Origin of the sequence: Candidatus Accumulibacter contiguus (genome assembly GCF_012940005.1) — a bacterium.
In the GTDB taxonomy this organism is placed as follows: Bacteria; Pseudomonadota; Gammaproteobacteria; order Burkholderiales; family Rhodocyclaceae; genus Accumulibacter; species Accumulibacter contiguus.
Genome location: NZ_SPMX01000042.1, coordinates 1 through 20,139, shown reverse-complemented (window position 1 = coordinate 20,139; position 20,139 = coordinate 1). Strand labels below are relative to the sequence as shown.

Below are 20,139 nucleotides of genomic sequence, written 5' to 3'. Positions count from 1 at the left end.
CACATGACCCATTCGACACCGCAAATCCGTCCGGCCGCAGTTGCCGGCATGTTCTACCCCGGATCCTCTTCGGCTCTGGCGCGCGACCTCCAGCAAATGCTGAGCCACACACCGCCGGCATCAGGCCTGCGCCCGAAGGCGATCATTGCCCCGCATGCCGGCTATGTCTATTCGGGTCCGGTCGCGGCCAGCGTCTATGCGCCGCTCGCGGACCTGCGCGAGAGCATTCGCCGCGTGATCCTGCTCGGACCGACCCACCGGGTCGCGGTCGATGGGCTGGCGCTGCCCTCCTCCCGCGCCTTCGCCACCCCGCTCGGCGTCGTCCAGCTCGACCAGGAAGCCATGGCCAGCATCGAACCATTGCCACAGGTCATCGTCAGCGACGCCGCACATGCCCTTGAACACTCGCTGGAAGTGCAGCTTCCTTTCCTGCAGACGGTGCTTTCCGGGTTCACGCTGCTGCCGCTCGCGGTCGGCCGCGCTTCGGCAGCAGAGGTGGCTGAAGTACTCGAATGCCTGTGGGGAGGAGACGAGACGCTGATCGTGATCAGTTCCGATCTTTCGCACTACCTGCCCTACGCGCTGGCCCGGGAAACCGACAGCAACACCGCACGCCACATCGTCGCGCTCGATGCGCACCTCGATCATCAGCAGGCGTGTGGCGCGACACCGGTCAATGGTCTGTTGCTGGCCGCACGCCGGCACGGACTGCGGGCGCAACTGCTGGACCTGCGCAATTCCGGCGACACCGCCGGCGACCGGTCGCGAGTCGTCGGCTACGGCGCCTTCAGTTTCAGCGCGGAGCCCGAACATGCCCACTGACGCCCTGGGCAGCGCTTTGCTGACGATCGCCCGCAACGCCATCGCCGAGCGTTTCGGACTGGCCGCGCAGGCCGTCAGTCCGCTCCCGGAACTTGCCGAGCCGGGAGCGACCTTTGTCACCCTCACCCAGAACGGTCAGTTGCGCGGTTGTATCGGCAGCCTCGAAGCGCAGCGGCCACTTGCCACCGACGTCGCTGAAAACGCCGTCGCCGCAGCCTTTCGTGATTCGCGCTTTGCGCCCCTGAGTCCGGCGGAGTTTGCCCGCACGCGCGTCGAAGTCTCGCTACTGACGCCGCCCGAGCCCTTCGCCGTCAGCAGCGAGGCAGACGCGCTGGCGCGTCTGCGACCCGGCATCGACGGTCTGGTCGTCCGCTATGGCAGGCGGCGCGCGACCTTCCTGCCGCAGGTCTGGGAGTCGCTCCCCGAGCCACGCCAGTTCCTGGCGCAACTGAAGCTCAAGGCCGGGCTGCCCGCCGACTTCTGGCACGAGCAGCTCGCCCTTGCACGTTATGGAGTACGAAAATGGAAAGAGAACTAGACCATTCCCCCAAAGTGCCGGAATCGGCGCATCCAGGTCGCTGGTGGCATGCCATCGAAGACGAACGCATTCAGTGCGATCTCTGTCCGCGTGACTGCAAGCTGCATGATGGGCAGCGCGGCGCCTGCTTCGTTCGTCAGAACCTCGGCGGTCAGATGGTGCTGACCACCTACGGGCGTTCGTCGGGCTTCTGCATCGACCCGATCGAAAAGAAGCCGCTCAACCACTTCTATCCCGGCTCGTCGATTCTCTCCTTCGGCACCGCCGGTTGCAATCTCGCCTGCAAATTCTGCCAGAACTGGGACATCTCGAAGTCGAAAGACATGGACCGGCTGCTCGACGCCGCCACTCCCGAGGGCATCGCCGCCGCAGCGGTCGCCTACGGCGCCCAGTCGGTGGCCTTCACCTACAATGACCCGGTGATCTTCGCCGAATACGCGATCGACACCGCGCTGGCCTGCCATGAACGCGGCGTCAGAACGGTGGCCGTCACTGCCGGCTACATCCATCCCGAACCGGCGCGCGAGTTCTACGCCGTGCTGGACGCCGCCAACGTCGATCTCAAGGCCTTTACCGACGATTTCTACTTCAAGCTCTGCGGTGGCCACCTGCAACCGGTACTCGACATCCTCGCCTACATCCATCACCAGACGAAGTGCTGGCTCGAAATCACCACCCTGCTGATTCCGGGCAAGAACGATTCCGCCGGCGAAATCCAGGCGCTCGCCGACTGGGTGGCACGCGAACTGGGGCCAGAAGTCCCGTTGCACTTCACCGCCTTCCATCCCGACTGGAAAATGAGCGACCTGCCCCCAACCCCGCCTGCGACGCTGACCCAGGCGCGGCGCATCGCCATCGACGCCGGTCTGCACTACGTGTACACCGGCAATGTGCACGACAGCGAAGGCGGTACCACCTTCTGCCCGTCTTGCCAGGCCGCGCTGATCGAGCGCGACTGGTACAACATCCGGCATTACGACCTGCCGGCCGATGGCCGCTGTCCCCACTGCGGAACCCTGATTGCCGGCCACTTCACCCGTTTCGGGAAGCCTTTCGGAGCACGTCGTGTGCCGGTGCGGCTGGAGCGGCGGTGAACGAAGCGATCAATTTTCCGGGTGATACACCGATCGCCATCCCCTCCGGACATGCTTCGCTGCAAGGCTTGCTGACCCTGCCGGCACGCTTGTCGGCACTGGTCGTGCTGACGCATGCCGGCGAGAATCCCGAGGCGCGCGACGATGCTCTCGCGGTGGTCCTCCAGCACGCCGGCATCGGCACGCTGACGCTTGATCTGCTGACGCACGCCGAAGAACGCTTCGCCGACATTCACCACAATGTCCCGCTGCTCGCCAAACGCCTGCTCGATGCGCTGGCGCTGATCAAGCAAGGAATGCTGCTGAGCGAACTGCCGACACTGCCGATCGGCCTTTGCGCCGCCGGCGATTGCTCGCCGGTGGCACTGCGCGTTGCCGCCCTGCGCGACCATGACATCTTCGCCGTCGTCTGCCGCGGTGGCCTGATCGATCTGGCCGGCATGCTCTACCTGCGCTCGCTCGCCGCACCGCTGCTCGTTCTCGTCAGCGAGGAGGACGAGCGGGTGACGGCAAGCAATCGGCGCGCCCTGCGCGAGTTGGCCTGTCGCCAGGAGCTGAAACTGCTGCCGGCCGCCTCGCCAGACTCGGCCACCGCTCTCGGGTTCGTCGCCCGCGAGACGGTGCACTGGTTCTTCCAGCACCTGCCCAAACTGGTCTGACCAGGCTACGGGTTTCCTGGTAGATCGGATTGGCCCGCAAGGCGTAACCCGACCTGCCTTGCTCAGGGTTGTCGGGTTACGCTGCGCTAACCCGACCTACGACGACTGTGCGTCAAAAAACCGGATCCGGTTTCCCCCGGCTTCCTTGGCTTGATACATTGCCGTATCCGCCCACTTGAGAATGTCGTCCCGGCTCGCTTCATGATCGCGAAACAAGGCGATGCCGATGCTCGCCGTGCATCGATGTTCAATGGTCGTGTCTGCCTTGCCTTCGTGCTTGACGGTCAGCCGGTAGGGTTCCGACAAGATGAGGCGAATCTTCTCGGCAACGATCCTGGCGTGGGCAATCGACCCGGCTTCGTCTGCATGCAAATCGCTCAACATCACGACGAACTCATCCCCGCCGAAGCGCGCCACGGTGTCCATCGCACGTATACAGGTTTTCAGTCGATCCGCCACCTCGATCAACAACAAATCGCCCACCTCATGCCCATAGGTGTCATTCACCGGCTTGAAGTTGTCGAGATCAAGGAACATCAACGCGCCATGATACCCACTGCGCTTGTTCGTAGCCATGGCCTGGCGCAGGCGGTCGTTGAGGGTCAGGCGGTTGGGAAGTTGCGTGAGCGCGTCGTAGAAAGCCAGACGATGGATTTTCTCCTCGTTTTCCTTGCGTTCGGTGACATCATGAGAAACGACGACCACGCACTTGGTGCGTCCTTCCTTGCCCCGGATGACACCGGCGCGCGATTCCATCAGCCGGATGCCGCCGTCGGCCATCAGAATGCGAAATTCGAGATGTTGTCCGATGCCGGTGGCGACGGTGTTGCAGAATGCCATCCTGACGCGTTCACGGTCGGCAGGATGGATATCTGCAAATGAGGAGGTGCCGGAAATGTCCCGCTCCCCGAACAGACGAGCGTAAGACGGACTGTTGTACAGCCGCCGCCCATCGACATCGAGAACCGCCACGAAGCCCTGAAGGTTCTCGGCGATCAGACGGAAGAACTCTTCCTGTTCGCGCAGCGCCACTTCCGCCTGTTTGCGCTCGTTGATGTTGGTGTGCGAGACCACCGCACCCTGGCCGGCCGGAGTCAAGGGGGAAACGACCATGCTGAACCATTGTCGTTGCTCCGGGGTATCGCAACGATATTCGAGGGTGAAGCTGGGCAGGCTGCCGTCGAGCACCGCTCCGATACCGTGGTAGGCCGCGATTGCTGTATCCTGCGATGGGGAATCCATGCTTGCCTGGCACACGCTCAGATAATTGACACCGACTCCGGTACGCGGCGCCGGCTTGCCGTCTTCGATGCCGTTCTCCAGAGCGAAGCATATCCAGGGTTGGTTGACCATCACGATCATTCCATCACGGTCGAGCACGGCGATTTCAGCCGGTATCGAATTCAGGATGGCATTCTTGAAGGCTTCGCTTTGCTGCAAGGCCTTTTCGCGCTCCGCCAGGATTGCCAGCAGATGATTGAAGCCGCCGATGAGCTGGCCGATTTCGTCCTCCCGGAAAATCGGCAGAGGCTGCAGGCGATCCTTGGCATCGGACGCGCTAGCCAGTTTTCTCGCGGCGGCCAGCAGCGGTGAAAGCTGGCGCTGCAACATCCACCAGATCAGGAAACCGACCAGCAGGGTCAACCCGACTGTAGTCAGCAGCACGTGTTGCTGCATGGCGTGAATCGGGGCAAAGGCCTCGGCGGTCGGCAGGATTGCCAGCATGTCCCAACCTGCGACAGGAATGCGTTTGGCCGAGGTCAGGAGTTCAACGCCGGTTGCCCCCACGTAAACAACCGGTCCCTCGAAGCCCTCGATGAATCGGTCGATGGTCGGGTTGATCCCGGGAGCGGGCAAAGTGGCCATGACCCGGCTCTTGTCGGTGGCGGTGATGATCAAGCGGTACTGCGGTGCCACCAGAACATAGCCACCAGTCTTGCCATAGTGGCTTTGGGTGATCTGGTCCACGGAATTGGGCAGACCAAGGTCCACCACCCCCGCCAACGCACCGATCACCTTGCCCTGCTGATCGCCAATCGGCACCGTCATGTTGAAGACGGCCTGCAGTTTTTTCCCCATGACCGGCCGGCCGATCGTCGACTTCCCTTCCTTGAGCGCGACGGTAACGGTGTCGATGTCCAACTCATGGACAGCGATGTGTTCAGACGACAACGGCACCGAGGCAAGCACCGTGCCATCCAGCCGAGAAGCGATGACCCCGGCGTTGAACAGATCCTGAAGGAGCGGGTGTTCTTCCAGAAAGGCCTGCAAGGCGGTCGCATTGCCGAGCATCGCCGGGCTGATTTTGCCGGCGATCAGCCCCAGGACGCGCATCCGGTAGCTCAGCTCATGATCCATTTCTCTGGCAAGCAAGGAAACCGCCGCCACCTGCTGGTCGCCCAGGACACGTTCCATATCCTGACGCAGCACCTGGCTGGCGTAGAACGCCAGCGACCAGATGCTGATCAGGAAAATGGCCAGCATAAAAAGCGTGATTCTGGTCTTGATCGATCGCCAGTGAAAGATCGTCGCGTTCATGTCCTGATTGCACAATAGCACACCCGCAGAACGCAATTTGATCGACCACTCATCACGATCGCCGTTGGAATATTGATGTTCAATAAATCATTGGCTTGTATTTTTTGCCCAACGGATGGCCGCTTCAGCTTGCGACGATTCGCCGTAGAATGTCGCCCCATGAATCCGCCAAACTATGGCATCCCGCTCGCCGCAGCGCTGCTGGCCGTTCTCACCGCCTGCGGGAACGAACGGCCGCCCTTCTTCCAGGGCTACATCGAGGGTGAATTCCTGTATCTGGCGGCGCCGCAGGCAGGCTACCTGAAATCACTCGACAGCCCCCGCGGCAGCCGCATCAAGGCCGGGCAGGTGATCTTTGCGGTCGCTGCCGACCCGGATTCGCAGACCCTGGCCGAAGCCGAAGCGCGCACCAGTTCAGCCCGTGAAAAATTGTCGAACCTCGGCGATCCCCGCCGGCCACCCGAGATCGCTGCCCTCGAGGCGCAGGTGCGTGCTGCCGAGGCGGCGCTGCGACTTGCGCAAACGCAGCTCGGTCAACAGCAGGCACTGGCGCAACGGAATTTTGTCTCGCAGGCCAGACTCGACGAAGCAAAAGCGACGCGCGACCGTGATGCCGCACAACTCGAAGCCGCCCGGCAGCAACTGGCAAGCTTCCGGATTTCGCTCGGTCGCCAGGGCGAAGTGCGCAGCGCCGCCGCCGAGGTCGAGGCAGCGGCAGCGGTGGCGGCGCAGAAACGCTGGCTGGTCGAACGTAAGGCGGTCGCCGCACCGGCCGACGGCGAGGTGGCCGATACCTACTATCAGCCTGGTGAATGGGTACCGGCCGGCGCAGCGGTCGCCAGCCTGCTGCCCGATGCTCGCCGGCGCCTGCGCTTCTACGTGCCGGAAGTGCTCATCGCCGGCATCCGACCGGGCCAGCCCGTGGAAGCGCAATGCGACGGCTGCGCCGAGGTGATCCGCGCCAGCATCGATTTCATCGCCCCAGAGGCCGAATATACGCCACCGGTGATCTACAGCCGCGGCAGCCGCGAGAAGCTCGTCTTCCGCGTCGAAGCCGTGCCGGCGCCGGAACAGGCCGCCCGCCTGCGGCCCGGACTGCCGGTAGACGTGCGCCTCGGCGGCCGATGAACGGCCTGGTCATCGACGTCGCCGGCATCAACAAACGCTTCGGCGACAAGCACGTGGTCAAGGATCTGAGCCTGCAGGTCCGCCAGGGCGAGATTTACGGCTTCCTCGGCCCCAACGGCAGCGGCAAGACGACCTCGATCCGCATGCTCTGCGGCCTGCTGACGCCGGATAGCGGTCGCGGCACCTGCCTCGGACTCGACGTCCTCCGGGAAAGCGCCGCGATCAAGCGCCAGGTGGGCTACATGACCCAGAAGTTCTCCTTGTGGGACGACCTTTCGATCGGCGAGAACCTCGATTTCGTGGCGCGCATGTTCGGCATGCGCGAGCGCCAAAAGGCCGTCGATCGATCCCTCGATGAACTCGGCCTGAGCGGCCGGCGCCAGCAGTTGGCCGGCACCCTCTCGGGCGGCTGGAAGCAGCGCCTGGCGCTCGCCGCGTGTCTGCTCCATCAACCCCGGCTGCTGCTTCTCGACGAGCCGACCGCTGGCGTCGATCCCAAGGCACGGCGCGATTTCTGGGAGGAAATCCATCGCCTTTCCACCGCCGGGATCACCATCCTGGTGTCCACTCATTACATGGACGAAGCCGAACGCTGCCACCGTCTGGCCTACATCGCCTACGGCAGCCTGTTGGCCACCGGCACAGCCAGCGAGGTCGTCGCCAGTTGCCGTCTGAACACTTGGGAAATCAGCGGCGACAGAATCCACGGCCTGGCCGAAGACCTGCGCGGCATGGCAGGTGTCGACCAGGTGGCAAGCTTCGGCGCGACGCTGCACGTCAGCGGCCAGGACGGAGCCCGCCTGCAGGCGAGCCTGCAGACGCTCTCGCAGGTCAGCGATGTGCGCATCGTCGCCGTGGCGCCGTCGCTCGAAGACGCTTTCATCCACCTCATGCAGCATGCCCAGGACCCCTTCGCCGGCTGAGCGCATGGAACATTTCTCCCGCTTCTCTTTTTCCCGCTGGGTCGGCATCCTGCTCAAGGAATTCATCCAGTTGAAGCGCGACCGGCTGACCTTCGGGATGATCGTCGGCATCCCGATCATCCAGCTCCTGCTCTTCGGATTCGCGATCAATTCCGACCCGAAACACCTGCCCACCGCCGTGGTCATGGCCGACCCCGGCCCTTTCGCACGCGCCTACGTCGCCGCCATGGCCAACAGCGACTATTTCCGGATCGTCGGCCAGGTCGACGAGCATCAGGCCAGCGAACTCCTCGACCGCAGCAAGGTGCAGTTCGTCGTCACCTTCCCGCCCGGTTTCCATCGCGATCTGGTGCGCGGCAGGAGTCCGACGCTGCTGGTCGAAGCCGACGCCACCGACCCGATGGCCACCGGCGGCGCCATCTCGGTGCTCAAGAGTCTCGGCATCGAGGTCTTCGCTCCCGACCTGCAGGGGCTGCAACGCGTGCCGACGCCGCCGGTCGAACTGCGCATCCATCGCCGCTACAACCCCGAGGGGATCACTGCCTACAATGTCGTGCCGGGGCTGCTCGGCGTCATCCTGACCATGACCATGGTCTTGATGACCGGTCTGGCGATGACCCGCGAGCGCGAACGCGGTACCTTCGAGAACCTCCTCGCGACGCCGGCCACCCCCCTCGAAGTGATGACCGGCAAGATCGTTCCGTACATCCTGATCGGTCTGCTGCAGGTGACGCTGGTCCTGCTTGCCGCGCGCTGGCTCTTCGACGTACCGATGCACGGCAGCCTGTTGCTGCTCTACGCAGTGGTGCTGCTGTTCATCTGCGCCAACCTGACGCTCGGCATCACCTTCAGCTCGATTGCCCGCAACCAGTTGCAGGCAATGCAGATGACCTTCTTTTTCTTCCTGCCATCGATGCTGCTCTCGGGCTTCATGTTTCCCTTCCGTGGCATGCCGGAATGGGCGCAGGTGATCGGCAACGTCCTGCCGCTGACGCATTTCCTGCTCCTGGTGCGCGGCATCCTGCTCAAGGGCAACGGCGTCGACATGCTCTGGGAGCAGGTCTGGCCGATCCTCGCCTTCATCGTGGTGGTCCTTGGCGTCGGGCTGAAGACCTTTCGCAGAACGCTGGACTGAGGCCCATGCGCAAAGGGCATGCGAACACGCCTTGCTTCTTGCTCCTTATTGATGGGGACAGGAATTCACCATGGTTCGTAAAGCAGGTGTCGGAATTTTTTTACAGCACCTGCCGGCGGCCACTTAATCCTATCTGATTTAAATGGATAACAGTTTTTGGCATGGATTATGCTTGGAACAATATGGGCACGACTATTCTTGCGGTTCGGCCCGAATCGCTTCCCGTAACTACTCCTTCCGGAGGATAGAAATGAACACAGCAATCAAGAATCGTCTGTTGGCCTTGTTTCTGGCAACTGGTGTACTCACCGTGTCTCAGATCCCATCCGCCTTTGCTGCCGGTCCCTACCTGGGTGGTCCGTCCATCATCGGCCGCCACGAACCGGCAGTGTTCAATGGTGGCAATTACGCACCCAATTCTGTCGTGCGGATGGTCGTCGCCTATCCCGATAATACCCAGCACAGCCAAGTTCTTCTCGTAGGCAATGATGGTACCTTGAAATACGAGGTTCCCCTTGCTGTCGCCGGCAATTACACCCTGACCGTCCAGGATGAGAAGGGCAAGGTTCTCAAGTCGGTGATCTTCGCGGTGACCCAATAGGGATGGGTCGGCGAACCCCCTCACTTTCGAACAACCAAACTCATGAACGAGGACAGCCAAGACATGAGTGAAGATACGATAGCCAAAAAACGGCCGAGCTTGCGTGATGCCACTGTTCCCTTATTCGTCGCTGCCTGCATGGCAGGAAGTGGCCCATCCTCCGGAATGCCCCCCCAGCCTGCCGAGACATCGCTTCAGGAGTTTGTGTTCACCTCCCTTCGCCACGGCACGATGCAGATTTACAGCATGCGCGGTGATGGTACCGCCGAGCGGCGCCTGACCCAGACGAGCAGCACCGAACTGCAGCCTGTCTGGTCCCCCGACGGCAGCAAGCTTGCCTATACTTCTTACCGCAGTGGTCAGGGCGATATCTATGTGATGAACGCCGACGGTAGCGGGCAGATGCGCCTGACCAGCATGCCCGGTCTCGAGCAGCATCCCCGCTGGTCACCGGATGGCAGCAAGATCGCCTTCATGGCCGACCGCAATGGTCCCAGCGGCATCTTCGTCATGGCCGCCGACGGTAGTGGCCAGCGGGCACTGACTCCCGCCGACATGGATGCAGCCGACCCGGCCTGGTCGCCGGACGGCAAACGCATCGCGTTCATCCATGCCCAGGGCAAATCGGCCAAAATCATGATCGTGGATCTGGATAGCGGCGCAATCAGTCCTCTCACCCGGGACGGCAAAAATGAACGCAATCCGCTCTGGTCTCCCGATGGCAAGCAGGTGATGTATCTGCTTCCCGGCGGACGTACCGAAGGCGTAAACATTCAACTGGCCAGCGTCGACAGCGGCAATGTCGTGGCGCTGACCAGGAACCAGTTTCTCAACAGTCAGGCCAGTTTCTCGCCAGATGGTAGCCGCATCGTGTACCTGAGCAATGCCGATACCCAGGGTGGACCAATGAACCTGCATATCATCAACCGGGACGGGACCGGCGCCACCAATCTGACCCGTTCTGACGTGCAGGATCTCGCGCCGAGCTGGTCCGGGGATGGCCGTCATATCTACTTCATGAGCTTTCGTGACTGGCCTGGCCAGATCTACCGGATCAATCCGGACGGCACCGGTCAGCAACGCCTGACGGCCACTCAAGCCCAGGAGAGCTATCCGGTCGCACGTCCGAGTGCCAGGTATCAGGCCTCGGTCGGGCAAGCACGGTAACCCAAGAACGCTTACAAGGGGATCAACATGAAAAATCGTACCAGCAATTGCAGCATGTCCAATCTGACCCTGACTCGCCTGGCTGCAGCCCTCGCCGCATCGTGCTGGGTGCCGATCGCGCTGGCTGGCACCACCGTCTATACGCTCGACGCGCAATTCGACCAGGGTGTGCTTTCGGGGGTCAACCACGACACACCGAACAACGACCAGTTGCAGCTCAGTTCCGTCGGTACCACCTTCCCGGTCCTGTGGGTCGCCAACGCCGGCGAGGACACCCTGTCCAAGATCGATACGACAACGGGCAAAGAACTGGCTCGCTACCGAACCTTCTTCGGCAGCGGCCCATTCGCCAATCACACCGCCTTCAGTGGTCCGGCACCGTCCCGTTCGGCGGTGGACATCAACGGCAACGCCTACATCCTCAACCGGCATTTCGATGGCGGCAGACCCTCGCTGATGAAGGTGCTGGCCGAGGGCTTCATTGACCGCAACGCCAACACCACGGCCGAAACCTCCACGGATGGTGACATCAGCGGCAGTATCAGTTCCAGCGAAACCAAGGATGTCGTCGATGACAACAGCAACGGGCACTTCGACTGTGCCATCCCGCCGGGCACTTGCGAGAGCCGCGACGAGAGGGTGGCGTGGGTGACGACTTTCCCCGCCGCAGAAGCCGGCCAACTGGGGCGGGCGCTCTGCATTGGTACCGACGGCAATCTGTGGGCCGGGATGTACAACTCGGGACATTTCTACAAGATCCGGGCATCCGACGGGGTCATTCTGAGCGGACCACACTCCGTTCCCTGGAATCCCTACGGCTGTCTGGTGGACGGAGCCGGCATCCTGTGGAGCGCCTCGCTGAGTGGCAGGCTGGGCAGACTGGATACCAGCAACCCCGCTTCCGTCAGCTTCTTCGATGACAGCAGCCAGAACTACGGCATCGCCCTGGGCAACGGCAAGGTCTACCTGGGATCGCTGAGCGGATTCGGTTTCCGTGAATTCACGCCAGGCCCCAATACCTTCACCACACCCGGCGGGTCCAAAGGCTTCGCGTCCACCGGTATCTCGGTCGATGGTTCCGGCAATATCTGGACGGGCTTTTACAGTGGTGGCGGGGTCAAGAAATACAGCCCGGCCGGCGCGGAGTTGTGCTCCGGTGCGAGCCAATCCTCCACGGAGACCCGTGGCGTGATCGTGGACTCGGACAACAATGTCTGGCAGATCAACCGCCTCACCAACAGCGTATCCAAGTACCGCGGCAGCGATTGCGCTCCGCTGGGCGTCTTCCCGGTCGGCTTCGACCCCTACACTTACAGCGACGCAACCGGTTTCGCCGCGCGCAACATCACCAGTCCCACTGGTACCTGGACGGTGATCAAGGATAGCGGTGTCAGCGGCCAGGCCTGGAGCAAGGTGAGCTGGACCGAGCAGGTGCCAACGGGTGCCAGCGTGCAGGTCAGCGTGCGAGCCGACAACAACCAGGCCATTCTGCCCAACCTGGCCTACCAGCCGGTGGTGAATGGGGCGAACCCGGGTGTGAGCGGCCGCTTCATCCAGGTACAGGTGCGGCTCAACGCCAACACCGACGGCGCTTCGCCGATCCTCTTCGACCTTACTCTGAACACCTCGGATGGCGTCTGCGACGTGGATCGTGATGGCGATATCGACTCGCTTGACCTGTCGCTGATCAGCAAGGCTCGCGGCCAGACCCCGCTGCCCGGCGACCCGCGCGACGCCAATGGCGACGGCAGAATCGACCCTGCCGACGTCAAATTCTGCATTCCCAGGTGCACGCGGGCCAATTGCGCCATCAACTAATGATGAATACCAGCCCCCGGCCCTGCCAGGGGCGATTGCTATCTCGCCCATTTGAATGAAAGGAACTTCCCTCATGAAATCCTTGATGCGAAACCTCACAGCTCTTGCCCTGGTACTGGCCTCAGCCGGTGCCGCGCACGCCATCCCGCTATCCAGCCTGCTTGGCGGTGCCAGTATTACCGCTGGTGACAAGGTGTTTGATCACTGGGCCCTGAACTTCTACGGCGCCAGCGACGGCAGGACCTTCAACGCCGACAACATCGACGTCACGCCTCTCAACGATGGCGGCATGGACCCCGGTCCTGGTTTGCATTTCAGCGTGCTGAATGGCGAGTTCAACGTAACCGGCGATGGCCTTTACGCCTATCTCGATACTAGCTTCGGGTTTCGCATTTCGGTGCTCGATCCAGGCAAGTTGATCAAGGACAATTCGCTGATCTTGACCGATGGCTTTGTCACCAATCTGGGGGACAACGGTTTCTACATCCGGGAAACCATCGGTACGGCAGCGGGCCTGGATGATCTCGGCGTCAAGGAAGTCGAATTCAGTTGGCTCGATGGCACTGGATTGATCTCCAACCTGACCGATGTGGCGAATTTCACGCCTATGCAATCGATCTGGGTAACCAAGAACATCCTGGTCTGGGCGACAGGAATCGACGAGACGGCCAGTCTGCAAGGTTTCGAACAGCGCTTCTCGCAGCAGGAAGTCCCCGAGCCGGCCTCGCTCGCTTTGCTGAGCCTGGGTCTAGTCGGTCTGGGTGTCGCTCGCCGGCGCAGGAGCTGATCCCCTTGTCCCGGACGCGGCGTGCGCCAAGCGCGCGCCGCCCGTCACCAACAGAATGATCAAAAGGGCCAGCCAGGGTCGGGGTATTTTGGTAGTTTTCTCCTTTTGTCTTCTATGTTCTCTCATGCCAGAATTCTAGTCTGCCAGCGCACAACAGACATGAGCGAAATATGTCTTGATTCACTGATCGTCCGGGTGGCCCCGGATCGGGCTTTGGCCGAGCCGAGCTACCAGCAGCTTTACCGGAAACTAGCCGAGCAGATCGAGTGCGGAGCGATCGCCGATGGTCAGAGTCTGCCCTCCGAGCGGGTGCTGGCCGAAAGCTTGGGCTTGAGCCGGGCGACCGTGCGCCGGGCCTACGATGAGTTGTGCGCCCGCCGTTACATCGAAACCCTGGGCCGTGCCGGGTGGCAGCAAAGTCGCCGCCGTGCCTGACGCCCCAACTCGGCCGCCTGAAAGGGTTTACCGAGGAAATGCGGGAATTGGGCATGGTCGCATCGACGCGCCTGCTGGAGCGCGCCGTTCTCAGCAACCGCAGCATCTCCTCGATGTTTGGCCGGCCGTCTGCGGCGCCTTTCTTGCGTTTGATCCGGCTGCGACTCGGCGACGGTATCCCTCTCTCACGAGCCCAAGCTGGATTATCATGATCCGGGGTGCCGGGAAAAATTATGACCGTTAGTTGCCGCGTGCTTACGAAGCACTGTTGCAGCGTCGGGCAAATGCTGCAGCACCCCTTCGCCGGCAGCGACCAGCGCGCCGCAAACATTTCCCAGCGACAGGGCCTGTGAGACCGAGTCGGAGCGCAGCAGGGACCATACCAGACCACTACCAAAACGTCACTGGCGCCGGCAACTATAACAACGCCTACGGTTCGCCTTCAGGTGCCTTGGTGATTTCCAACTACGCCGGCCCGGCCTGGGTGCGGCGGTCAGATGGCGGCGCCTTCGATTTCCTCGGCGCCCATTTTTCTACCTGGACGTCGAACAACAACCTGGACTCGAGCAGCGCCACCGAATTGCTGATCGAGGGATTTCGCGGTAACGATCCAGCCGGCTCGCTAACGGTCATGACTTTTCCAGGCACCCCCGATCATGAAAGTCATGACCGTTTCCCTCTCCCCCCGACCCCTCCCCCGCGAGGGGGAGGGAGATTCGTGAGTCGCATACGCGACTTTCACATTAACGCTGCGTTCAGCGCTGGCGGTTACCGTCAGCTGGATGTGGATTGGCGTGCTGTGACCCGCCTGCGCTTCAGTAGCGCCAACAGCATCGTGCCGCCAGAACAGACACGCTGGTTGATGGACGATTTCAACTATCGGATTACGCCGCCAGCAACACTGCCGGAGCCGGCAACGGCGGCGCTACTATTGCCTGCGCTGTTGAGCATCCTGGCGATCCGGCGACGCCGCAAGGACCTCTGCCTCGACCAGTTGGACGAAGCACAGGCCCGAACCATTCTGCCGCACCTCGATTGACCTCAGCCGGCAGCCCGCAGCAACCACACCACCGACCATGGCGGCAATTGGCCCTGCTTGAGCGCATGCTCGGCTTCACCGGGTTCGGCCCACAGAACCACGCCTTCGGGCCGATGCAGTCCCGCTAGCGGAAGGTCGCCGTAATTGCCCAGCAGGGACAGCATCGAGTCGTCTCCGAGCGTCCAGCGGATCAATAGTCCGCGTTCGCCTGGCAGGGTAAACCGCACCGCTTCCTCATGCATTCCCGCCAGGCGGGGAGTGATTTCCCGGTGGCGAACCGCCAGCAGGCGGCGATAGAAATGCAGCCAGTCCGCGTGCGGTGAGTGATGCACGCTGTTCCAGTCCAGTTGGCAGCGCTCAAAGGTGGCCGGATGGTTGGGGTCGGGAATGCGGGCCCGCGCTTTGGGTGTACGAAATCCCGGAAGATGGGCAAAGGACTTGCGCCGGTTGATGGCGATCTTCTTGATCAGATCCGGGTTGAAATCGCAAAAATACAGGAACGGCTGTGCGGCGGCGAACTCCTCGCCCATGAACAGCGCCGGCGGCATCGGCGCCAGGAGAGTGGTCGCCACCATGGCTCCCAGCGGTCGCGGCGACACCAATTGGTGGAGACGCTCACCCAGAGCGCGGCTGCCAATGCAGGAATGATCCTGCAGGAAGGTCACGAAAGCGTTGGGCAGCAGGGAATCTGGCCCGCCAGCGGTACTCCCCCGGCTTAAACACGCGCCCAACTGGTCGAGCGGCCGATCGACAGCGGTCACGCCAGCACCGATCAGCACCTCCTGCATGGCCTGCTGAGCGGCGTCATTCCAGACCGCTTCGTAGCGGCGTGGCGCGCTGTGATCATGCCAATGGACATAGCGCGCAGCGCGCCGATCATGACCGAGCAGCAGGTGGCAATGACGGTCTCTGCCAGGTCCCTCGCGGACGGCGCGAGCCAGCGCTTCCAACAGTTCCGACTGCCCAGCCTGCTCCTGCAGCAGCGCCGCATTCAGGCGCAGGCCGTCGAAGTGGAACTCTTCCAGCCAGTACAGCGCATTGTGGATGATGAACTCGCGCACCACCGGGTTGGCCGCATCGATACTGCGGCCGGCCAGACCGGTCGCGCCGGCCGCAAAGAACGCCGGCGCGTAAAGGTGCAGATAATTGCCTTCGGGACCGAAGTAGTGACAGGCAAGGTCCAGCAATACCATCATTCCCTTGTGGTGAGCCGTCTGAATCAGATCTTTCAGTTCGTCCGGATGGCCATAGCTGGCGGCGGGCGCAAACGGCAACACGCCGTCGTAACCCCAGTTGTGTGCCCCGGCAAAAGCGGCGACCGGCAGCAACTGGATGGCGGTCACGCCCAGTTCCCGCAGGTAATCGAGCCGTTCCCGAACGGCTGCAAAGGTGCCCTGCGGGGTGAAGGTACCGACGTGCAGTTCGTAGAGGACCGCCTCTTCCCAGGGCCGGCCCCGCCAGTTGCAGTCGTTCCAGACGAACTGACCGGGGTCCAGCAACTGGCTGGGACCGTGTACGCCCTGGGGGTTGTAACGCGAAGCCGGATCCGGGAATTCTCCGACGCCGTCGATCCGGTACCGGTAGAGATCGCCCGCCCTGGCCCGATCGGTGCTCAATTCGTACCAGCCGGCTTCCCTCGCCTCCATCGGCAGAAGAACGGTGCCGCCCGGCTCTTCCAGCGACACTTCCACCCGCTCCGCCAGCGGCGCCCACAGGCGAAACCGAATCCGGCCACCTTCCAGTAGCTGTGCGCCAGCGGGCATGAAATAACGCCGCCGCAACAATGGCACCGCCACCTGGCCGGCCTGCCGCCGCTGCGTCAGCAGCACCAGCGAACGGCCCTGCACAAGATAGGACTGGTCCATGCACGGCTGGCCGGTTCCGCCCTCCGACAGGGCGGTATCCAGCACCAGCTCACTGTTCCCCTTCCACGGCAGCGTGCAGCGGATCGCCTCATAATGGCCGTTGAGCAACAGCAGAAAATCATCATCCTTGACCCATTGGCCGCGTTCGTCCTGTTCTTCCAGGGCCTCGCCGATCAGGTACACGCCGAAGCAACGGGCATAATGATGGTCCCAGTCCTCATCACTGATCTCGCTGCCCGTCGGATGCAGCCAGATGATGTCCCGGACGCCCGCGCCGCGGATGCGCTGCCCCTGGAAGAAATGTCGCCGACGTAGCGCCGGATGGGCTTTGCGCAGATCGATCAGGCGGCGGGTGAATTCGAACAGTTCACGGTTTGCGGGCAGCCAGGCCAGATCCCAGTTCACCCAGCTCAGTTCATTGTCCTGACAATAGGCATTGTTGTTGCCGCGCTGCGTCCGGCCCATTTCATCGCCGGCGAGCAGCATCGGTACGCCTTGTGAAAGCAATAGGGTTGCCAGCAGGTTGCGCCGCTGCCGCTCCCGCAGCCGCAGCACTTCCGGGTCGGCGGTGTCGCCTTCGACGCCGCAGTTCCAGCTACGGTTATGCGAGTCGCCATCGCGGTTGTCTTCGCCATTGGCGGCATTGTGCTTGTCGTTATGACTGACCAGGTCGTAGAGCGTAAAGCCGTCATGGGCGGTAATGAAGTTGATGCTGGCGTAGGGCCGGCGGCCGCTGTGCTGATACAGATCGCTGGAACCGGTCAGCCGGTGGGCCAACTGACCCATCAGTCCCCCCTCGCCCCGCCAGTAATCGCGCACCACGTCGCGGTATCTGCCATTCCACTCGGTCCAGCCGACCGGAAAGTTGCCGACCTGATAGCCGCCTTCGCCGAGGTCCCAGGGCTCGGCGATCAGCTTCACCTGCGACAGGACCGGATCCTGATGAATGATGTCCATGAATGCGCCGAGTTGATCGACTTCGTGCAGTTCCCTCGCCAGCGCCGCCGCCAGGTCGAAGCGAAAACCATCGACGTGCATCTCGATCACCCAGTAGCGCAGGCTGTCCATGATCAGTTGCAATACCCGCGGATGCATCATGTTCAGGGTATTGCCGCAGCCGGTGTAATCCATGTAGTAACGGGGATTGCCCGCGACCAGCCGATAATAGGCAGCATTGTCGATTCCACGGAAACACAGTGTCGGTCCCATGTGGTTGCCTTCGGCGGTGTGGTTGTAGACCACATCCATGATGACCTCGATGCCGGCAGCGTGCAGCGTCTTGACCAGGTGCTTGAATTCGTTGATCTCGCCGCTGGCGGAATAGCGTGGCTCGGGGGCGAAATAGCCGATCGAATTGTATCCCCAGTAATTTTTCAGGCCCTTTTCCAGCAGAAGGCGGTCGTCGATGAAGGTCTGTATTGGCAGGAACTCCACCGCCGTCACCCCCAGGCGCTTGAGGTGGTCGATGACCGGCCCCGCGCTCAGGCCGGCGTAGGTACCGCGCAATTCGGGCGGAACATGCGGATGCAGCTGGGTGAAGCCCTTGATGTGCAGCTCATAGATCACGGTTTGATGCCAGGGAACATTGGGGTGGCGGTCGCCCTCCCAGTCAAAATCCGGATCGATCACCTGACACCTGGGCATCCCGGCAGCACTGTCGCGGCGGCTGAAGCTCAAATCCTCCTGTGCGTTGCCGATGCGGTAAGCAAATTGGGCGTCGCTCCACTTGATTCCGCCAACAATGGCTTTGGCGTAGGGATCCAGCAACAGCTTGTGCGGGTTGAAGCGGTGCCCCTGCCCGGGTCGGTAAGGACCATGTACCCGGTAGCCGTACAACTGGCCGGGACGGACTTCGGGCAGATAGGCATGCCAGATTTGATCGGTTTGCTCGGGGAGTTCGATGCGCCGTTGTTCCAGCCGCCCGCTGGCGTCGAACAGGCAGAGCTCCACCTTGTCTGCGTGTTCGGAGAACAAGGCGAAATTGACTCCTGCGCCGTCCCAGGTGGCACCCAAAGGATAGGATTTTCCAGGCCAGACGGCCGTCAGCGGTTCAGACATGGGGGTTCTTTCTGTTTTACAAGATAGGCCATGGTAGGCAAATGGTTTTGACTCCTGCGCATTTTATCGCACCTGCAGTCTGCCGCGAACTGCGCTTGCACGCCGGCGATGACGGTATTCAAGTGTTCATGCAAGCTTGAAAACCGGTACGATAGCGCGATGGAAATCTGGACACGCCCCGATGGCCGCTTCTATTGCTTTGAGCTGGGCCGTGACCTGTTCGGCCTCGCCGTCATCGTCTATTACGGCGGTTATCGCCGATCGAGAGTCCGAATCGTTGCGGTCGACAGCCCCGCGAACGGAGAAAAGCTGATGGCCATGATGGCGGCACGGCGGGCGAAACACGGCTACCAGCGCGTCGACGAGTCACCCCCTGCATAGGTAATGAGCATGTGCCTTCTTCGTATCCTGCTGTTTTTCCATTCGCTTCTGTTCCTCGTGGCGTGCACCGGTGTTCCTCAAGGAATCACCCCGGTCAGCCCGTTCCAGCTCGATCGCTACCTCGGCAAGTGGTACGAGATCGCCCGCCTCGACCACTCTTTCGAACGCGGACTCAGCGATGTTTCGGCGCAGTACCGCCTGCAGCCCGACGGCAGCGTCGAAGTGATCAATTGCGGCTACAGCGCAGAAAAAGGTACCTGGAAGGAAGCCATCGGCAAGGCACGGTTCATTGGCGAACCGACGCTCGCTTCGCTGCAGGTGTCGTTCTTTGGCCCTTTCTACGGCGGCTACCATATCGCCGCACTGGATGAGCACACTTACCTCTGGTCGCTAGTCGTCGGCCCGAGCCGTGACTACCTGTGGATCCTGTCGCGCGAGCGGCGACTGCCCGCCGAAGTTCGCGAGCAGTTACTGGTAAAAGCGCGACAACTCGGTTTCGATATCAGCCGCCTGATCTGGGTTGGGCAGGATCGGACGGATGCTTGCCAATCGGCAGGGCAGTAGCCGCAGGCTCCCGATTCGCTGCCTGGGTGCCGAGTCGAGATCCTGAAGGTGTGATTCCCGGGTCAGCCAAAGGGGGCGCATGCTTCTCGGGCTCCAACCTTCTTGGTCATTTCCTGGGCGCATACAATGGCGAGGACAATAGCGAATTCAGCGTGATTTCGGCGATCACATCACCGGCTGCCGCCTGCTGTTTCAAGCGGGCGATCAGATCGACGGTACCGGCAGGGACGCACTCCTGAGGGTGCGAACGAAAGTGTTGGACGGGGAGTCTCGGTTTTAAGCCGCTCTGCGTAGAGGCTCCGCCCAGCGCTTTTCCCAATAGGTTTCCCACAGCTGGTTATGTCGCATGACACGCAGGTTGATCATGGCTTGAGCCATGTCCGCACGCCACCAAGCCCCTGGGCGCTTGAGGCGGGCCTGCACGAGGTAGCGATGAGAACTCTCGACCTCGCCAGAGCCGACGGGCAGATTCAGCGCAAGTGCGCGGGGGTAGTCCAACTGGTCGAGTCGGTTGGAGAAATAGCGCCAGGCGACGCGCACCGGAGCCTGCGGGTCATCGACCGATGCAGGTTCGAGGTGCAGTTTCA

17 protein-coding genes and 2 pseudogenes are annotated in these 20,139 nt (G+C 62.1%); 15 read left to right on the top strand and 4 right to left on the bottom strand.

All coding sequences use genetic code 11. The features are described from left to right. Positions 1 to 3 precede the first annotated feature (3 nt). Genes amrB through E4Q08_RS14795 form a run of 4 tightly spaced genes read left to right on the top strand, consistent with a single transcriptional unit; the run spans position 4 to position 3,113 of the window. A complete protein-coding gene (amrB, locus tag E4Q08_RS14810; RefSeq protein ID WP_169070955.1) occupies positions 4 to 822 on the top strand; it encodes an AmmeMemoRadiSam system protein B in 819 nt (272 codons plus the stop codon). Then, positions 812 to 1,360 (top strand): AmmeMemoRadiSam system protein A, encoded by a 549-nt coding sequence (gene amrA, locus E4Q08_RS14805; RefSeq protein WP_034909293.1) that lies wholly within the window; start codon positions 812 to 814, stop codon positions 1,358 to 1,360. The genes amrB and amrA overlap by 11 nt, the downstream gene beginning before the upstream one ends. Next, complete coding sequence (amrS, locus tag E4Q08_RS14800; RefSeq protein ID WP_138678971.1) at positions 1,345 to 2,454, top strand: AmmeMemoRadiSam system radical SAM enzyme; 1,110 nt, start codon at positions 1,345 to 1,347, stop codon at positions 2,452 to 2,454. The genes amrA and amrS overlap by 16 nt, the downstream gene beginning before the upstream one ends. Then, positions 2,451 to 3,113 carry a dienelactone hydrolase family protein gene (locus tag E4Q08_RS14795; protein WP_138678972.1) on the top strand — a complete coding sequence of 221 codons (663 nt, stop codon included), beginning with the start codon at positions 2,451 to 2,453 and terminating at the stop codon, positions 3,111 to 3,113. Before amrS ends, E4Q08_RS14795 begins: the two co-directional genes overlap by 4 nt. 96 nt (positions 3,114 to 3,209) lie before the next feature. Here E4Q08_RS14795 and E4Q08_RS14790 read toward each other — a convergent pair whose 3' ends face one another. Beyond that, complete coding sequence (locus E4Q08_RS14790; protein WP_169070954.1) at positions 3,210 to 5,651, bottom strand: sensor domain-containing diguanylate cyclase; 2,442 nt, start codon at positions 5,649 to 5,651, stop codon at positions 3,210 to 3,212. Positions 5,652 to 5,810: 159 nt separating this feature from the next. Between E4Q08_RS14790 and E4Q08_RS14785 the strand changes: the two genes are divergently transcribed. The 9 genes from E4Q08_RS14785 to E4Q08_RS14745 all read left to right on the top strand — a co-directional run bounded on the left by E4Q08_RS14785 (position 5,811) and on the right by E4Q08_RS14745 (position 14,684). Next, complete coding sequence (locus E4Q08_RS14785; RefSeq protein WP_169070953.1) at positions 5,811 to 6,779, top strand: HlyD family secretion protein; 969 nt, start codon at positions 5,811 to 5,813, stop codon at positions 6,777 to 6,779. Next, entirely contained in the window at positions 6,776 to 7,702 is a 927-nt protein-coding gene (locus E4Q08_RS14780) for an ABC transporter ATP-binding protein (RefSeq protein ID WP_169070952.1), read from the top strand. The genes E4Q08_RS14785 and E4Q08_RS14780 overlap by 4 nt, the downstream gene beginning before the upstream one ends. Before the next feature lie 4 nt (positions 7,703 to 7,706). Beyond that, the gene (locus E4Q08_RS14775; protein WP_169070951.1) at positions 7,707 to 8,837 is read left to right on the top strand and encodes an ABC transporter permease; all 1,131 of its coding nucleotides are present in this window, start codon (positions 7,707 to 7,709) and stop codon (positions 8,835 to 8,837) included. A gap of 250 nt (positions 8,838 to 9,087) precedes the next feature. After that, the gene (locus E4Q08_RS14770; protein ID WP_034909286.1) at positions 9,088 to 9,438 is read left to right on the top strand and encodes a hypothetical protein; all 351 of its coding nucleotides are present in this window, start codon (positions 9,088 to 9,090) and stop codon (positions 9,436 to 9,438) included. Positions 9,439 to 9,642: 204 nt separating this feature from the next. After that, positions 9,643 to 10,605: a TolB family protein gene (locus tag E4Q08_RS14765; protein ID WP_169070950.1), complete on the top strand. Its 963-nt coding sequence runs from the start codon at positions 9,643 to 9,645 to the stop codon at positions 10,603 to 10,605. Between the two features lie 54 nt (positions 10,606 to 10,659). Further along, a complete protein-coding gene (locus E4Q08_RS14760; RefSeq protein ID WP_169070949.1) occupies positions 10,660 to 12,423 on the top strand; it encodes a dockerin type I domain-containing protein in 1,764 nt (587 codons plus the stop codon). An 85-nt stretch (positions 12,424 to 12,508) separates the two neighbouring features. After that, on the top strand, positions 12,509 to 13,210 hold the full coding sequence (locus E4Q08_RS24895) for a PEP-CTERM sorting domain-containing protein (protein WP_248594934.1): 702 nt from the start codon (positions 12,509 to 12,511) through the stop codon (positions 13,208 to 13,210). 159 nt (positions 13,211 to 13,369) lie between these two features. After that, a complete protein-coding gene (locus tag E4Q08_RS14750; RefSeq protein ID WP_169070948.1) occupies positions 13,370 to 13,645 on the top strand; it encodes a GntR family transcriptional regulator in 276 nt (91 codons plus the stop codon). 718 nt (positions 13,646 to 14,363) lie between these two features. Next, positions 14,364 to 14,684: a hypothetical protein gene (locus E4Q08_RS14745; protein WP_169070947.1), complete on the top strand. Its 321-nt coding sequence runs from the start codon at positions 14,364 to 14,366 to the stop codon at positions 14,682 to 14,684. 2 nt (positions 14,685 to 14,686) lie between these two features. Here E4Q08_RS14745 and E4Q08_RS24890 read toward each other — a convergent pair whose 3' ends face one another. Then, the gene (locus tag E4Q08_RS24890; RefSeq protein ID WP_248594937.1) at positions 14,687 to 16,447 is read right to left on the bottom strand and encodes an alpha-amylase family glycosyl hydrolase; all 1,761 of its coding nucleotides are present in this window, start codon (positions 16,445 to 16,447) and stop codon (positions 14,687 to 14,689) included. 57 nt (positions 16,448 to 16,504) lie between these two features. Beyond that, positions 16,505 to 18,607: pseudogene (gene glgX / locus E4Q08_RS24885) on the bottom strand (glycogen debranching protein GlgX); the annotation flags it as partial. 159 nt (positions 18,608 to 18,766) lie between these two features. Between glgX and E4Q08_RS14730 the strand changes: the two are divergent. Both E4Q08_RS14730 and E4Q08_RS14725 read left to right on the top strand, forming a co-directional pair. After that, positions 18,767 to 18,988, top strand: a complete 222-nt coding sequence (locus E4Q08_RS14730; protein WP_169070946.1) for a hypothetical protein — start codon at positions 18,767 to 18,769, stop codon at positions 18,986 to 18,988. Between the two features lie 9 nt (positions 18,989 to 18,997). Next, a complete protein-coding gene (locus E4Q08_RS14725; protein WP_169070945.1) occupies positions 18,998 to 19,552 on the top strand; it encodes a lipocalin family protein in 555 nt (184 codons plus the stop codon). Positions 19,553 to 19,828: 276 nt separating this feature from the next. Here E4Q08_RS14725 and E4Q08_RS14720 read toward each other — a convergent pair. Beyond that, a pseudogene (locus E4Q08_RS14720) lies at positions 19,829 to 20,139 on the bottom strand (hypothetical protein); the annotation flags it as partial.

Bases quoted from the DNA above. Each gene is read 5' to 3' on its own strand.
- E4Q08_RS14775 (WP_169070951.1), top strand. From the start codon at position 7,707: ATGGAACATTTCTCCCGCTTCTCTTTTTCCCGCTGGGTCGGCATCCTG.
- amrS (WP_138678971.1), top strand. From the start codon at position 1,345: ATGGAAAGAGAACTAGACCATTCCCCCAAAGTGCCGGAATCGGCGCAT.
- E4Q08_RS14770 (WP_034909286.1), top strand. From the start codon at position 9,088: ATGAACACAGCAATCAAGAATCGTCTGTTGGCCTTGTTTCTGGCAACT.
- E4Q08_RS24890 (WP_248594937.1), bottom strand. From the start codon at position 16,447: ATGCCCGCTGGCGCACAGCTACTGGAAGGTGGCCGGATTCGGTTTCGC.
- E4Q08_RS14785 (WP_169070953.1), top strand. From the start codon at position 5,811: ATGAATCCGCCAAACTATGGCATCCCGCTCGCCGCAGCGCTGCTGGCC.
- E4Q08_RS24895 (WP_248594934.1), top strand. From the start codon at position 12,509: ATGCGAAACCTCACAGCTCTTGCCCTGGTACTGGCCTCAGCCGGTGCC.
- E4Q08_RS14760 (WP_169070949.1), top strand. From the start codon at position 10,660: ATGTCCAATCTGACCCTGACTCGCCTGGCTGCAGCCCTCGCCGCATCG.
- amrB (WP_169070955.1), top strand. From the start codon at position 4: ATGACCCATTCGACACCGCAAATCCGTCCGGCCGCAGTTGCCGGCATG.
- E4Q08_RS14780 (WP_169070952.1), top strand. From the start codon at position 6,776: ATGAACGGCCTGGTCATCGACGTCGCCGGCATCAACAAACGCTTCGGC.
- E4Q08_RS14730 (WP_169070946.1), top strand. From the start codon at position 18,767: ATGGAAATCTGGACACGCCCCGATGGCCGCTTCTATTGCTTTGAGCTG.
- E4Q08_RS14790 (WP_169070954.1), bottom strand. From the start codon at position 5,651: ATGAACGCGACGATCTTTCACTGGCGATCGATCAAGACCAGAATCACG.
- E4Q08_RS14750 (WP_169070948.1), top strand. From the start codon at position 13,370: ATGAGCGAAATATGTCTTGATTCACTGATCGTCCGGGTGGCCCCGGAT.
- E4Q08_RS14725 (WP_169070945.1), top strand. From the start codon at position 18,998: ATGTGCCTTCTTCGTATCCTGCTGTTTTTCCATTCGCTTCTGTTCCTC.
- amrA (WP_034909293.1), top strand. From the start codon at position 812: ATGCCCACTGACGCCCTGGGCAGCGCTTTGCTGACGATCGCCCGCAAC.